The organism is Flavobacterium sp. (assembly GCF_040382755.1).
Classification (GTDB): Bacteria; Bacteroidota; Bacteroidia; order Flavobacteriales; family Flavobacteriaceae; genus Flavobacterium.
In genome coordinates this window covers 1-14,708 of the sequence record NZ_JBEIET010000049.1, presented here as the reverse complement: position 1 = coordinate 14,708, position 14,708 = coordinate 1, and the positions used below count along the sequence as shown (strand labels likewise).

Genomic DNA, 14,708 nt, shown 5'->3' with positions numbered 1-14,708 from the left:
TTCTAACTGTTTTACGAGTTGATTTCTAAGCCCTTGATGTTTGTTTGTATCTTTCAATTTTTGAAGTAAATTATTGATGTAAAATTAGATGGAATTTTCCCAAAAAACAAGAAAATTAAACACCAAAATCTAAAACCAAAATTAAAATCTGAAAATTAAATTGTTAAGAAAAAATTTAATTCTGAATATGTTGGAATTTGGAATTTTAAAATCTTGTAAATTCTTATTTTATTACTATTTTTGATAAAATTTATTTTTATGCTAAAAGTCGGAGTTTTAGGTGCTGGTCACTTAGGAAAAATACATTTACGATTATTAAATCAGTCAGAAAAATACGAACTAGTTGGTTTTTTTGATCCTTTTGAGGAAAATTCAAATAAAGTTGCTGCCGAGTTCGGTTATAAAAAATTTGATTCTATTGAAAGTTTAATTGCCGCAGTTGATGTAGTAGATATTGTTACTCCAACGATTCAACATTTCGAATGTGCCAAAATGGTTATCGAAGCTGGAAAACATATTTTTATAGAAAAACCAATCGCTACAACAGTTTCTGAAGCAGAAGAAATTGTGGCTTTGGCAAATAAATATAACGTTAAAGGTCAAGTTGGACACGTGGAACGTTTCAATCCAGCTTTTACTGCTGTTAAAGATATGATTGATAAACCTATGTTTATTGAAACGCATCGTTTGGCAGAATTTAATCCACGTGGGACAGATGTTCCTGTGGTTTTGGATTTAATGATTCACGATATTGATGCGATTTTAAGCGTAGTAAAATCAAAAGTTAAAACGGTTAATGCCAGTAGCGTTGCCGTAATTTCTGATTCTCCAGACATTACCAATGCGCGTTTAGAGTTTGAAAACGGTTGTGTGGCAAACATTACAGCGAGTAGAATTTCGATGAAAAATATGCGTAAATCACGTTTCTTTCAAAAAGACGCTTACATTTCTGTAGATTATTTAGATAAAATTTGCGAAGTCGTTCGTATGCAAGATGCACCAGAAACACCAGGTGATTTTGATATGATTTTACAAAATGCGGAAGGTGTGAAAAAACAAATTTATTTCGATAACCCAAACGTAAACCCAAACAATGCCATTTTAGACGAATTGGAATCATTTGCAGATGCTATAAATAACAACACCACTCCAATTGTAACTTTAGAAGATGGAACAGAAGCGTTAAGAGTGGCATATATGATTATAGATTCTATGGGAAAATAAGCCCCCTAACCCCCGAAGGGGGAATTAAAACCGAGTAAAATCAACTATTTGATAAAACTCAATTTAGAAATAGTAAATGACAAAAAAAATATATAATTAAATTTATAAACCCTACTTACCCCTAGTAGGAATTTCCCCCTTGGGGGTTTAGGGGGCTACTATGAAACAAATAGCCGTAATAGGATCAGGAACAATGGGCAACGGAATTGCTCATACATTTGCACAAGCAGGATTTACCGTAAAATTAATTGATATTTCTGAAAAATCATTAGAAAAAGGAATGGCAACTATTGCCGCTAACTTAGACAGAATGGTTACTAAAGGAAGTATCACAGAAGAAGACAAACACAAAACCATTTCAAATATTATCACTTATACGGATATTAAAGATGGCGTTGTAGGTTGCGATTTGGTTGTGGAAGCTGCAACAGAAAATGTAACGCTAAAAATGAATATCTTTAAGCAATTAAGTGATATTTGCGACCATAATGTAATTTTAGCAAGTAACACATCTTCTATTTCTATTACTCAAATTGGCGCTCAAGTAGTTCATCCAGAACGAGTTATCGGAATGCACTTTATGAATCCAGTGCCGATTATGAAATTAATTGAAATCATTCGTGGCTATTCTACTTCTGATGAAGTGACTAAAATTATTATGGATTTATCGGTAAAATTAGGTAAAACTCCAACCGAGGTAAATGATTATCCAGGTTTCGTTGCCAACAGAATTTTGATGCCAATGATTAACGAATCTATTGAAACGTTATATAACGGTGTGGCAGGTGTGTCTGAAATTGATACTGTGATGAAATTAGGAATGGCGCATCCAATGGGACCGTTGCAATTAGCAGATTTTATTGGTCTTGACGTTTGTTTATCAATCTTAAACGTAATGTATGATGGATTTAAAAACCCTAAATATGCACCTTGTCCGTTATTAGTAAATATGGTAATGGCAGGGAAATTAGGTGTAAAATCTGGTGAAGGATTCTATGATTATTCAGAAAGTAAAAAAGCAGAGAAAGTTTCAAAACAATTTTCTAAATAAAGTGAAAAGTTCCTGCAAGGTTTTAAAAACCTTGTAGGTATTTAACAATTTAACCTTGTAGTTACAAAACCTACAAGGTTTTAAAAACCTGCAGGTTAATGGCAAAAATAATCCCTTTTAAAGCAGTTCGTCCATCGGCAGATAAAGTCGCATTGGTAACTTGCAGAACCTATGAAGATTATAGTTCTGCTGAGCTTGCGGCTTGGTTAAGTTTTAATCCGTATTCGTTTTTGCACGTAATTCATCCTGCGTATGCGAATACTCAAAAGATTACTTTAGACAAGCGTTTTAAAGGTGTTTTGCATAAATATCAGGATTTTAAAAACGAAACTATTTTAATTTCCGAAGAACAACCCGTTTTTTATTTGTATGAAATACAAACTAAAAGTCAAACTTTTACTGGAATTATTGCAGGAACTTCTGTAGAAGAATATCAGAAAAATCAGATTAAAAAACACGAAGATACGTTACAATATCGCGTAGAATTATTTAAAGATTATTTGCATCAAACGGGTTTTAATACCGAACCTGTTTTGATTACCTATCCAGATTCTGTTGAAATAAATACGTTTATTGCTTTACGAAAAAAGAGCGAACCCATTTATGCTTTTGCCACTCCAAATAAGGAAAAACACACGTTGTGGAAGATTGAAACACAATCAGAAATAGATTGGTTGCAAGAGCATTTTGAAAACATTCCGAATTTATATATCGCAGACGGACATCACCGTTCGGCTTCTGCTGAATTATTGTTTGAACAAGACAAACATTTAGGCAATAAAAATCTAAATTATTTTATGAGTTTTCTAATTGCCGAAAGTAACGTGAAAATTTATGAATTTAATAGAATCATTCGCGATTTAAATGGTTTATCAAAAAATGATTTCATAACTAAATTATCGGATAATTTTATCATTAAACTAAAAGATCAAGAATTGTGGAAGCCACAAAATAAATTTGAATTTGGAATGTATTTAGATGGCAGTTTTTATGCGTTGTTTTATAAACAATCTCAAAAAGCGACTTCTGTTTTAGAAAATTTAGATGCACAAATTTTATACAATACGGTTTTACATCCCTTATTAGGAATTGAAGATTTGCGTAACGACGAACGCATTGATTATATTCCAGGAAAACAAAGCGTTTCTGTAATTAAAGATTTAATAGATGAAGGCGAATATGAAGTGGGCTTTATGCTCTACCCTACCAATATGTCTGAAATTAAAACCATTGCCGACAACAATTTAATTATGCCTCCTAAATCAACCTACATTGAACCAAAGTTTAGAAGTGGTTTGGTGGTGTACGAATTATAATTTACGATTTTGGATTTTGGATTTACGAAGTTTAACCATGAGCTTTTAAAGCTGAATGAATCTTATAAAAATTAACTATGAAAAAAAACATACTAATATTAATACTATTTATTTCATTTTCAAGCTATGGTAAAATTGAAACTGATACAATAAACAATTGGCAACTATATAAAGATAATAAAATAATTTTTAAAAGTAACGAGGTTGAAAATGATAATCAGACAATACTAATAAAAGGCGATGATAATTTTAAATTACTAAAATTTGATATGTTTTATGATTTTTTTGGAGATAAAACATTAAAAAGAATGGAATTCATAGTAGATGATAAAATTGTACAAACATTTTCAGTTGAAAATCCTGCAAGAAATTCATTTATATTTTACAAAAATGAACTTTCTGAATTAATTAGCAAACACAGTAATAAAATAATTCATTTAAAATATTATGATAAAATATATCCAAACGGAATTTTTGTATGTAATATTAAATTTATAAAATAATGTCAATAACTAAAAACCTCAATAAAATAAAAGCTCAACTTCCAGCTCACGTGACTTTGGTTGCGGTTTCAAAAACAAAACCTGTTTCCGATTTGATGGAAGCCTACAATGCTGGTCAGCGTATTTTTGGAGAAAACAAAATCCAAGAAATGACTGATAAATGGGAACAAATGCCAAAAGATATCGAATGGCATATGATTGGCCACGTACAAACCAATAAAGTCAAATTTATGGCGGAGTACGTAAGTTTGATTCACGGGGTAGATAGTTTAAAATTATTGCAAGAAATAAACAAACAAGCCAAAAAACACAATAGAGTCATTGATTGTTTATTACAAATTCATATTGCCGAAGAAGAAACCAAATTTGGATTAGATGAAGAAGAACTAAATCAGGTGCTGAAGCAAGTTCAGAAAGACAAAAGCGAATTTGAAAACATCAGAATCGTAGGTTTAATGGGAATGGCAACCTTCACTGAAAACACAACTCAAATTGAAAAAGAATTCAACCATTTAAAATCGATATTTGATAAATTAAGTAAAATTCCATTTACCCATAACCTAAAACCCAACATCCTATCAATGGGTATGTCTGGCGATTATCAACTTGCAATTTCGTGCGGTAGTACAATGGTACGAATTGGAAGTAGTATCTTTGGCACAAGAAATTAAAAAAATGAAAAAATCCAAAAAATCAAAATATATCATTTTGATCCTTTTAATTTTTTGGATTATTTAGATAAAAAATGTACACAATAATCGACATAGAAACCACGGGCGGACAATACAACGAAGAAGGTATTACGGAAATTGCCATTTATAAATTTGATGGTCACGAAGTGGTAGACCAGTTTATTAGTTTGGTGAATCCTGAAAAACCAATTCAGCCTTTTGTGGTAAAATTAACGGGTATAAACAGTGCTATGCTTCGAAGTGCACCAAAGTTTTACGAAGTGGCAAAACGAATTATTGAAATAACTGAAGGCTCGATTGTAGTAGCTCATAACGCAAGTTTCGATTACAGAATTTTACAAATGGAATTTAGACGTTTGGGTTTTGATTTTAAAAAACCAACACTTTGCACTGTAGAATTAGCAAAAAAAATCATTCCAGATTTACCTTCTTATAGTTTAGGAAAATTAGTGCGTTCATTAGGAATTCCAATGGCAGACAGACACAGAGCAAGTGGAGATGCAATGGCAACTGTGAAGTTATTCAAGATGCTTTTAGCAAAAGATTTGACTAAAGAAATTGTAAAAAGTTATATAAAAACCGAAATAAAAGCAGGATTATCACCTAAATTACTTGATATATTAGAAAAATTACCTTCAAAAACTGGAATATACTATATTCATAATGAAAAAGGCGATTTAATTTACATTGGAAAAAGTAAAAACATTAAAAAAAGAGTAAATCAACATTTTACAGGCGTAAATTCTAAAAGTAAAAAAATTCAACGCGATGTATACACAGTTACTTGCGAGGAAACAGGAAGCGAATTAATTGCATTATTGAAAGAATCGGAAGAAATTAAAATCAATAAACCAATATATAATAGAGCACAACGCAAAAGTATATTTAATTTTGCTATGTATTCGCATATAAATAAGGAAGGTTATTTGGCAATAACTATTGAAAAAGCGGATGGAAGAAAAAAAGAAATTACCTCGTTTGTAAGCTTACAAGAAGGAAAAAACTTTCTTTTTAAATTAACATCTGAAAATCAATTATGTCAGAAAATTAACGGACTTTACGATACAAAATCGGCTTGTTTTCAATATAAAATAAAAGAATGTAATGGCGCTTGCATACAGCTTGAAAGTCCTGAAACATATAACTCTCGTGCTGAAGATTGTATTAATAATTTACAATTTGAAAACAACAATATGGTTGTTGTCGACAAAGGCCGAGGAATTGAAGAACGAAGTGCCGTTTTAATTGAAAATGGTGTTTATAAAGGATACTGTTTTTTCGATTTAAACTATCAAATTACGAATGTTGAGATATTAAAAAACATCATTATTCCGATGCAAAATAATAGAGATACAACGTCCATCATAAAAAATCATATTAGAAAAAATAGAGTAATGCGAATTTTAAAATTTTAGTTTTATTAAAAATAATATGGACAATACCATTGATGCAAAGGAAGAAGATTATTTATACATTCATAAATCTCAAATTGAAAATTCTGGAAATGGATTATTTACAGCAATAGAAATTTATAAGGAAGAAATAATTTCCATTTTTAAAGGTAAAATAATAACAACCAACGAAGCAGAATCTATTGTAAAACTAAATGAAGACAAGTATTTTATTAATTTACTTGATGGCACAATTTTAGACTCAAATACTGTAGATTGTTTTGCGAAATACGCAAATGATTCCAATGGTTTTATAAAATCTAAGTATAAAAATAATTCAAAGATTACATTAGATGAATCTAACAACGTTTGTTTGATTGCTACAAAAAACATCAAATCTAATGAAGAAATTTTTTGCAGTTATGGTAAAAGATATTGGAAAAAACACGGCTAACCTAACCAACCTTCTCTATCTAAACTTCTATACTGAATAGCTTCTGCAATATGATGTGAAAATATATTTTCTGAATTTTCCAAATCGGCAATGGTTCGGGAAACCTTTAAAATCCTATCATATGCTCGTGCTGATAAATTTAATCGTTCCATAGCTGTTTTTAATAATTGTAGAGAAACATCATCTAAAGCACAATATTCACGAATTAATTTACTACTCATTTGTGCATTATAATGAATGTGATTGTAGTTTTCGAAACGTTGTGTTTGAATATTTCTTGCCTCTGTAACCCGTTTTCTAATTTCAACACTACTTTCTGCTTTGCGAGTTTCCGATAATTTTTCAAATGGTACAGGTGTTACTTCAATATGAATATCAATTCTATCTAAAAGAGGTCCTGAAATTTTACTTAAATAGCGTTGCATTTCCATTTGTGAAGTACCATTTGAATTTTTCGAATCGTTAAAAAAACCACTCGGACTTGGATTCATACTGGCTACTAACATAAATGAAGAAGGATAAGTTATCGTAAATTTTGCTCGTGCGATTGTTACTTCTCTATCTTCTAATGGTTGGCGCATCACTTCTAAAACTTCACGTTTAAACTCAGGTAATTCATCTAAAAACAACACGCCATTATGCGCCAAAGAAATTTCTCCTGGTTGCGGATAACTACCTCCTCCTACCAAACTGACAGAACTTGCCGTGTGATGTGGTGCTCGAAAAGGACGTTGCGTTAATAATCCTGCATCTTTTATTCTACCTGTAACAGAATGAATTTTGGTAGTTTCTAATGCTTCTTGCATACTCATTGGAGGCAAAATGCTTGGCAAACGTTTGGCTAACATCGTTTTACCCGCACCTGGAGGACCGATTAAAATAATGTTATGACCGCCTGCTGCTGCAATTTCCATACATCTTTTTATAGACTCCTGACCTTTTACGTCTGCAAAATCGAATTCTGGATATTCAAGGTTTTTAGAAAATTCTTCTTTTGTATCAATTATGGTCGGAATTAAAGATTCTTTACCTTCAAAAAAATTAATGACTTGTAATACATTATCGACACCATAAACATCTAAACCTTCTACAATTGCGGCTTCTTTAACATTTTGATTGGGAAGGATAATTCCTGTAAAACCTTCTTCTTTTGCTTTAATGGCTATAGATAATGCTCCGCGAATTGGTTGTAAACCACCATCTAAAGACATTTCGCCCATAATAATATACTTTCCTACTTCTTCGGCGTTTATTTGACCAGAAGCAGCTAAAATACCAATAGCTAACGTTAAATCATATGCAGAACCTTCTTTCCTTAAATCGGCAGGCGCCATATTTATGGTGATTTTTTTTCCGGGAAGGTTGTAATTGTTGTTTTTTAGAGCGGCAGCAATACGATAACTGCTTTCTTTAATAGCAGAATCTGGTAAACCTACTAAATGGTATCCTATTCCTTTATCGATATTTACTTCTACAGTAATGGTGGTGGCATCTACACCGAAAACGGCGCTTCCGAAGACTTTTACTAACATGGCGTGTACTTTTAAAAATTGGCTTATATAAATACAAATGTAGAAAAGTTTTTGAAATAAAAAAACCTGAACAAAAAAATCATTCAGGTTTATATAGATTTTTTAATTTCTACTTTTTATTAGCCAAGGCAATCCCATTTTCTAACCATTTTTTATATTCTTCAATATTGGTATTAAATGCCATTGGAGTTACACCTTCTAAATCATTACCTTCATTATCAATAATAACATATAAGGGTTGTGAATTACTTTTATATCTTGAAATTTGTAAATCTGTCCATTTGTTTCCAATTGTAATTACTTGTTTACCCGTTGTTTTAGAAACGTATTGTTTTTCTTTAGGTAAATCAATTTTTCTATCACAATATAAAGAAACTAAAACCACATCATTTTTTAAGATGGATAATATGTTTTTGTCAGACCAAACATTGTCTTCCATTTTTCTACAATTCGCACAGGCATCACCTGTAAAATCTAACAATACTGGTTTGCCTACTTGCTTCGCGTATGCTAATCCGTATTCATAGTCTTCAAAAGCGATAATTCCGTGTGGTCCATTGTGCGCGTGTTCTGGTAATTCAACCGTACTCGAATTCCCATTTCCAAATCCTGATGCACTTTCTGCATAATTAATTGGAGGTGTTAATCCGCTCAATATTTTTAATGGAGCGCCCCATAATCCTGGAATCATATAGAAAGTAAAAGTGGAAACGATAATTGCCATCATCAAACGGCCTACTCCTATTTTATCCGCTTTTTCATAATCGTGAGGTAACATATATTTTCCAAATAAATATAACGCCCAAGCAGCAAATACAGCAATCCATATCGCAATAAACAACTCTCTTTCTAACCAATGTTTTTGTAATACCAAATCGGCATTAGATAAAAACTTAAAGGCAAAAGCCAATTCTAAAAACCCTAAAGAAACTTTAACTGTATTTAACCAACCACCCGATTTTGGCATTGAATTTAACCAACCTGGGAACATAGCAAATAACATAAATGGTAAGGCTATGGCAATAGAGAAACCTAACATTCCAATAATTGGCGCTAAACCGCCTTTAGAAGCTGATTCTACAAGTAATGTACCTACAATTGGACCCGTACAAGAAAAAGAAACTACGGCTAAAGCCAATGCCATAAAAAAGATACCAACAATTCCACCTTTATCAGCTTTTGAATCAATTTTTGTAGCCCAAGAACTTGGTAAAACTATTTCGAATGCGCCTAAAAATGAAAGTGCAAAAATCACTAATAAAGCAAAGAAAATTAAATTAAACGTAACACTTGTTGATAATTCATTCAATGCTTCTGCACCAAAAATTCCTGTAATTAATGAACCTAACAAGACATAAATAGCAATAATCGCTAAGCCGTATATGATGGCATTTCTAATACCTTCAGCTTTTGTTTTACTTTGTTTCGTAAAAAAGCTTACAGTCATCGGAATCATTGGGAAAATACAAGGCATCAAAAGCGCTGCAAAACCACCTAAAAAGGCTAAAAAGAAAATAGTCCATAAACTTTTTTCTTCTTTATTTGGTGTAGCGTTATTTGAATTTTTTACTGGTGCAACAGTTTGCTTTGTGGTATCCGTTTCAGTTGTTGCAACAGAATCTATTGGTTTTGAAAGCGAACAAATTGCTATTTCTGAGGTGGCTTCAGTTTCCTTAAGATCTGGTAAATTAAAAACTAAATTCCCTTCAGTTTGCACACATTTTCCATCAATACACGCTTGACCATCTGCCAAAAGAGAAATTGTTTTTAATTTGGGATTTAGTATTTTAATTCTTTGTGTAAATTTTGCTGAAGTTTGAAAGTAATATTCTTCTATTTCAAATATTTCGTTAAACGATTTTTTATATTTTCCTTCTTTAGTTTTTCCTATTAATTGGTAATTTCCTTTTTGATTTTTATACGTGAAAACCAACGGTAACGCACCACCATCAGGCGTAAATTGCGAATACAAATGCCAATTATTTTCAATACTTGCTGAGATAATTAAATCTACTTCAGTATCAGAAACTTTCACAACACTTGAACTCCATTTTACTGGTTCTACAATTTGTGCTGTACCCATAAAGGTAAGAAACAGGGCGAATAAACTAACTATTTTTTTCATTGTTATATGTAATTTGTATTATATTTTGATTGGTGTTATCTGGTTTAAATCGTTCGTCAGCTCTATGTCCAATTATCCAAACAATTTGATTATTGCTTTCTAATATCCAAGTAGCTTCTTTTTGAAATTGTGAAAATTTTTCATCTTTAAAATACTTGCTAACTTTCTTTTTACCTTGCATTCCTGCTGGATAAAAGAAATCGCCTTCATTCCATTTTCTTATAATTAAAGGAAATTGTAACTTCGATTCTTCCACAAATATAATGTTCTTGTTTTGATTTGAAATGTTACTTATGTTACAAAAACTGAAATTTAACGGAAAATTAGTACTTTCAGTTACAGAATTAATAACAATAGTTTCAAAATCTATCATTCTTTTTTGAGAAAGAAGTAAATAATCTCTATCTTTTAATAAAATATAATTTTCAGATTCGATACGTTTTCCTGTTTGCGATTGTACTAAATCATAGACATCATTCCAAGCCGTAAACTCATATTTATGAAGCCATTGGTATAAATACGCTTTATAATTTTTATATTTAAGTAAAGCTGAAATATTAATTTTAATTTGTTGGTTTTCCTCTGAAACTACTTTTTCATATACCAGTTTCACAGCATCGTCAACTAAAGTTTTTTGTTGATTGAGATGCATTAAGGTATTTTGAAACGAAGATAAAAAAGAATCGTTTATTTCTTTAAAAACGGGTACAATATGATGTCGAATTTTGTTTCTTACATATTTATCCGAAGCATTACTGCTGTCTTCTCGCCATAATAATTGGTTTTCAGATGCGTAATTTTCAATTTCTTTACGTGAAAAAGGCAACATTGGTCGGATAATATTTTCGTTTTGCGATGGAATTCCTGTTAAACCTTCTAAACCTGTACCGCGAGAAATATGAATTAAAAATGTTTCCACATCGTCATCAGCGTGATGCGCAGTAATAATATAATCGAATTTTTCCTGGACTAAAATTTCATTAAACCAATCATACCTTAGATTTCTTGCTGCAACTTGCGTTGATAATTTATGTGTTTCAGAATATTTTTTAGTATCAAATTTTATAGTAAAACAAGGAATGTTATGCAGCTTGGCGAAATTAGTAACAAATTTTTGGTCGTCATCACTTTCCAAATTTCTTAATTGAAAATTGCAGTGTGCCAAAGCAAAATTGAAATTTAATTTTTCAAATAAATGCACTAAAGCCATACTATCCAAGCCACCACTGGTAGCCACAAGTAATTTTTTATCTTGTAAGAAAGAAAAATTTTGTTGAATATGATTTTTTAGTTTTTGAAGCATTATTTAAGTTAAAAAGGGATAAGTGATAAGGGATAAGTTACTATCATTCAACTTAGACTTTTAGTTTATTTATTAGCAAATTTAACAATTTTTCATTTTATAACGTTAATTAATTTTAGATCCAAAGCATTACTCTGTTTGATAAAAAATTAATTGTGCGATATTTTTGCCACAGATTTCACGGATTTTATCTGAGGTAATCAATAACATCAGTGGCTATTTTTTTAACATTTACCTTTATTTTACTTTTTCCTTTTTCCTTTTTCAAACACATAGGAACATAGAAAAATGATTGTTAGACTAAGTAGCCTCGCTATGCATAGAAAAACAAAGAATCACTATTCTTGTTACTTTGATACTTTTTACTTTTTACTTTTTACTTTTTACTTTTTACTTTTGCCCTATCCCTTTTCCCTCAAAACCTCAAACATAGCTTTTGCTTTCAACAAACATTCTTCATATTCATTTTCTGGAATAGCTTCAGAAGTTATGGCACTTCCAACAGAAAAACTTAAATATTTATTTTCAGAATTATACAAAATACTTCGAATAACCACATTAAAATCAAAATTTCCTGAAGGCGTAAAATAGCCAACGGCTCCACTATACAAACCACGTTTGGTTTCTTCTAATTCTTCAATAATTTTCATTGCAGAAATTTTTGGTGCGCCAGTCATACTTCCCATTGGGAAAGTGGTTCGTAAAATTTCAATGGGTGAAGTGGTATGTGCAACATTTGAAGTTATAGTTGAAATCATTTGATGTACTTGCTTGAATGAATAAACGTTACAAAGTTCTTCAACTTTGACTGAACTCTTTGTAGCGGTTTGTGACAAATCATTTCGAACCAAATCAACTATCATTATATTTTCTGAACGCTCTTTGGCATTATTTTGAAGCGCTACTTTATTCTGCTCATCTAATTCTGAATTTGAATTGCGTTTCGCAGTTCCTTTTATTGGCTGAGAAATCACTTTTTCGTTTTCTTTTTTTAAATACCGTTCTGGTGAAGCTGAAAGCAAATAATGTTGATTTTTCTTGAAATAAACTGAAAATGGTGCGTCTGAAATTTCATTTAATTTTTTATAAGCTTCATATGGTGCAATTTCTGCCTCTTCTGCATAAAATTCCATACAAAAATTTGCTTCATAAATATCACCTCGATGAATATGAGCAAGCATTTTATTAACTTTTTTAAGGTAATTTTCTTTAGAAATTCTTTGTTGGATAGTAACTTTTGATTCTTGACTTTCGCTTTTTTCTTGATTTAAAATGTCTTCAAAATCAGAATCAATTTCATCATCGCACATATTTAGATATTGAATTTCTAAAGTAGTATCTTTTAATAAAAAGATTTTTTTTGGTTGAAAAAAGTACAAATCAGAGAAACCTAATCCGTCAAAATTTTGAGATTGTAAATGCTCAACATCGTTTTTTAAATCGTAAGCTAAATATCCAAAAAGCCAATCATTTGATTTGGATTGATATTGATATACATCTTCAAATGCTTTCTCAAAATCGGTTTGAATAGAAGTAAAAGCGTCTACTGCAACTACAAAATCATATGTTTTATATAATTGATTTTCATTACTTTGAGTATTACTATCTAAAATAGTTACTTCTCTAAATTGCTGACTCCAAAGTGAAATTTGCTCTTTAAAAAGAGTTGGATTTATTATTTTTTTTATACTATTAGTTCGCAAGAGATATTATTTTTCGCCTAAATAAATTAAATCATATTCAATTATCATATCATCATTTGCTATGTAAATTTGCTTACTGCTTCCTGCATTTTTAGGAGAGACAATTGTTATAACCGTATCTATACCTAAATTATCTACACAAAAATATTTATTAGACGTTCCTGTTTCATTTTCAACTTTATCTTCATATTTTAAAATACTATAAAGTTGAATAATCTCAGAATATACTACAAAGCGATGTTTGTCTCTATCTAAATTAATTAATAGTTCGGTTGGTAACGTTTTAGACCATTTAGACCATTCGCCTTTTTCATTTTTTTGAGAAACAGAATAATTAACTGTTTTAAATTGATACGTTTGGGAAAATCCCAATTGTGTACATAAACCTAAAAACAATACAAAAACTATTTTTTTCATTTTCTATACTATTAAAATTGAATTTCGTTTACACTTTCTTTTGCTAAATTAAATTCGGTAATCACATTATTTACAATCGTTTCAACTGGAAGAATATCGTGGATTAATCCTGCAATTTGACCAATTTCTAATTCTCCTTCTACTAAATCGCCTTCAAACATACCTTTTTTAGCTCTTGCTCTGCCTAATAACGTTTTTAAATCTTCTACGGAAGCACAATTGGCATAAGCGGCTTGAATATCATTAAAAAATTTGTTTTTAATTAATCTAACCGGCGCTAATTCTTTTAAAGTAACCAGTGTTTCGCCTTCTTGTGTGTCTAAGATTGTTTTTTTAAAGTCAATATGTGCACTTGATTCTATCGAAGCTGCGAATCTACTTCCCATCTGAACGCCATCAGCACCTAAAACCATAGCGGCTAACATACCTTTACCCGTGGCAATTCCACCAGCTGCAATTAATGGAATAGAAATATTTTCTCTTACCATTGGAATTAAAGTAAGTGTTGTCGTTTCTTCTCTACCGTTGTGTCCGCCAGCTTCAAAACCTTCAGCTACAACAGCATCTACACCTGCCTCTTGTGCTTTTAAAGCAAATTTAGAACTGCTTACGACGTGAACCACAATAATTCCATTTTCTTTAAGAAAATTGGTCCAAGTTTTAGGATTTCCAGCAGAAGTAAAAACAATTTTCACACCTTCTTCTACTATAATTTGCATAATTTTTTCAATGTTTGGATATAACATCGGAACATTTACACCAAAAGGTTTAGATGTAGCTTTTTTACATTTTTGAATGTGTTCACGCAAAACTTCTGGATACATTGAACCTGCACCAATAAGTCCTAAACCTCCCGCGTTACTTACCGCACTTGCAAGTTTGTAACCACTGTTCCATATCATTCCACCTTGAATAATCGGATAAGAAATTCCAAATAATTGTGTGATTTTATTCATTTAATTGATCTGCTTATTTTTTAATAATTTTACCAATATGC

General features: G+C 31.0%; 13 protein-coding genes. 7 read left to right on the top strand and 6 right to left on the bottom strand.

What is annotated here, in order from left to right:
• Window positions 1-258: 258 nt before the first annotated feature.
• From ABWO04_RS06280 to ABWO04_RS06250, 7 genes are all read left to right on the top strand, one after another.
• Complete coding sequence (locus ABWO04_RS06280) at window positions 259-1,224, top strand: Gfo/Idh/MocA family protein (protein ID WP_353078336.1); 966 nt, start codon at window positions 259-261, stop codon at window positions 1,222-1,224.
• A 160-nt stretch (window positions 1,225-1,384) separates the two neighbouring features.
• Window positions 1,385-2,275 carry a 3-hydroxyacyl-CoA dehydrogenase family protein gene (locus ABWO04_RS06275; RefSeq protein WP_353078334.1) on the top strand — a complete coding sequence of 297 codons (891 nt, stop codon included), beginning with the start codon at window positions 1,385-1,387 and terminating at the stop codon, window positions 2,273-2,275.
• A gap of 98 nt (window positions 2,276-2,373) precedes the next feature.
• Window positions 2,374-3,591 carry a DUF1015 domain-containing protein gene (locus ABWO04_RS06270; protein ID WP_353078332.1) on the top strand — a complete coding sequence of 406 codons (1,218 nt, stop codon included), beginning with the start codon at window positions 2,374-2,376 and terminating at the stop codon, window positions 3,589-3,591.
• Between the two features lie 77 nt (window positions 3,592-3,668).
• Entirely contained in the window at window positions 3,669-4,094 is a 426-nt protein-coding gene (locus ABWO04_RS06265) for a hypothetical protein (protein WP_353078330.1), read from the top strand.
• Entirely contained in the window at window positions 4,094-4,765 is a 672-nt protein-coding gene (locus ABWO04_RS06260; protein WP_353078328.1) for a YggS family pyridoxal phosphate-dependent enzyme, read from the top strand. The genes ABWO04_RS06265 and ABWO04_RS06260 overlap by 1 nt, the downstream gene beginning before the upstream one ends.
• A 74-nt stretch (window positions 4,766-4,839) precedes the next feature.
• Window positions 4,840-6,201 (top strand): exonuclease domain-containing protein, encoded by a 1,362-nt coding sequence (locus ABWO04_RS06255; protein ID WP_353078326.1) that lies wholly within the window; start codon window positions 4,840-4,842, stop codon window positions 6,199-6,201.
• A 16-nt stretch (window positions 6,202-6,217) separates the two neighbouring features.
• On the top strand, window positions 6,218-6,631 hold the full coding sequence (locus ABWO04_RS06250; protein WP_353078324.1) for an SET domain-containing protein-lysine N-methyltransferase: 414 nt from the start codon (window positions 6,218-6,220) through the stop codon (window positions 6,629-6,631).
• Here the strand turns inward: ABWO04_RS06250 and ABWO04_RS06245 are convergent.
• The 6 genes from ABWO04_RS06245 to ABWO04_RS06220 form a co-directional block, all read right to left on the bottom strand.
• Window positions 6,628-8,163 (bottom strand): YifB family Mg chelatase-like AAA ATPase, encoded by a 1,536-nt coding sequence (locus ABWO04_RS06245; protein ID WP_353078322.1) that lies wholly within the window; start codon window positions 8,161-8,163, stop codon window positions 6,628-6,630. The genes ABWO04_RS06250 and ABWO04_RS06245 overlap by 4 nt on opposite strands.
• Before the next feature lie 109 nt (window positions 8,164-8,272).
• Window positions 8,273-10,288: a protein-disulfide reductase DsbD family protein gene (locus ABWO04_RS06240; protein ID WP_353078321.1), complete on the bottom strand. Its 2,016-nt coding sequence runs from the start codon at window positions 10,286-10,288 to the stop codon at window positions 8,273-8,275.
• Window positions 10,272-11,591, bottom strand: a complete 1,320-nt coding sequence (gene tilS, locus ABWO04_RS06235) for a tRNA lysidine(34) synthetase TilS (RefSeq protein WP_353078319.1) — start codon at window positions 11,589-11,591, stop codon at window positions 10,272-10,274. The genes ABWO04_RS06240 and tilS overlap by 17 nt, the downstream gene beginning before the upstream one ends.
• A 401-nt stretch (window positions 11,592-11,992) precedes the next feature.
• Entirely contained in the window at window positions 11,993-13,294 is a 1,302-nt protein-coding gene (locus ABWO04_RS06230) for an anthranilate synthase component I family protein (protein ID WP_353078317.1), read from the bottom strand.
• Between the two features lie 6 nt (window positions 13,295-13,300).
• Window positions 13,301-13,711, bottom strand: a complete 411-nt coding sequence (locus ABWO04_RS06225; RefSeq protein ID WP_353078315.1) for a hypothetical protein — start codon at window positions 13,709-13,711, stop codon at window positions 13,301-13,303.
• Between the two features lie 11 nt (window positions 13,712-13,722).
• Window positions 13,723-14,667 (bottom strand): NAD(P)H-dependent flavin oxidoreductase, encoded by a 945-nt coding sequence (locus ABWO04_RS06220; RefSeq protein ID WP_353078314.1) that lies wholly within the window; start codon window positions 14,665-14,667, stop codon window positions 13,723-13,725.
• Window positions 14,668-14,708 lie beyond the last annotated feature (41 nt).

What these genes read in the sequence shown, in the direction of transcription:
- ABWO04_RS06280 (WP_353078336.1), top strand. Translation starts at nt 259, where the DNA reads ATGCTAAAAGTCGGAGTTTTAGGTGCTGGTCACTTAGGAAAAATACAT.
- ABWO04_RS06275 (WP_353078334.1), top strand. Translation starts at nt 1,385, where the DNA reads ATGAAACAAATAGCCGTAATAGGATCAGGAACAATGGGCAACGGAATT.
- ABWO04_RS06270 (WP_353078332.1), top strand. Translation starts at nt 2,374, where the DNA reads ATGGCAAAAATAATCCCTTTTAAAGCAGTTCGTCCATCGGCAGATAAA.
- ABWO04_RS06265 (WP_353078330.1), top strand. Translation starts at nt 3,669, where the DNA reads ATGAAAAAAAACATACTAATATTAATACTATTTATTTCATTTTCAAGC.
- ABWO04_RS06260 (WP_353078328.1), top strand. Translation starts at nt 4,094, where the DNA reads ATGTCAATAACTAAAAACCTCAATAAAATAAAAGCTCAACTTCCAGCT.
- ABWO04_RS06255 (WP_353078326.1), top strand. Translation starts at nt 4,840, where the DNA reads ATGTACACAATAATCGACATAGAAACCACGGGCGGACAATACAACGAA.
- ABWO04_RS06250 (WP_353078324.1), top strand. Translation starts at nt 6,218, where the DNA reads ATGGACAATACCATTGATGCAAAGGAAGAAGATTATTTATACATTCAT.
- ABWO04_RS06245 (WP_353078322.1), bottom strand. Translation starts at nt 8,163, where the DNA reads ATGTTAGTAAAAGTCTTCGGAAGCGCCGTTTTCGGTGTAGATGCCACC.
- ABWO04_RS06240 (WP_353078321.1), bottom strand. Translation starts at nt 10,288, where the DNA reads ATGAAAAAAATAGTTAGTTTATTCGCCCTGTTTCTTACCTTTATGGGT.
- tilS (WP_353078319.1), bottom strand. Translation starts at nt 11,591, where the DNA reads ATGCTTCAAAAACTAAAAAATCATATTCAACAAAATTTTTCTTTCTTA.
- ABWO04_RS06225 (WP_353078315.1), bottom strand. Translation starts at nt 13,711, where the DNA reads ATGAAAAAAATAGTTTTTGTATTGTTTTTAGGTTTATGTACACAATTG.
- ABWO04_RS06220 (WP_353078314.1), bottom strand. Translation starts at nt 14,667, where the DNA reads ATGAATAAAATCACACAATTATTTGGAATTTCTTATCCGATTATTCAA.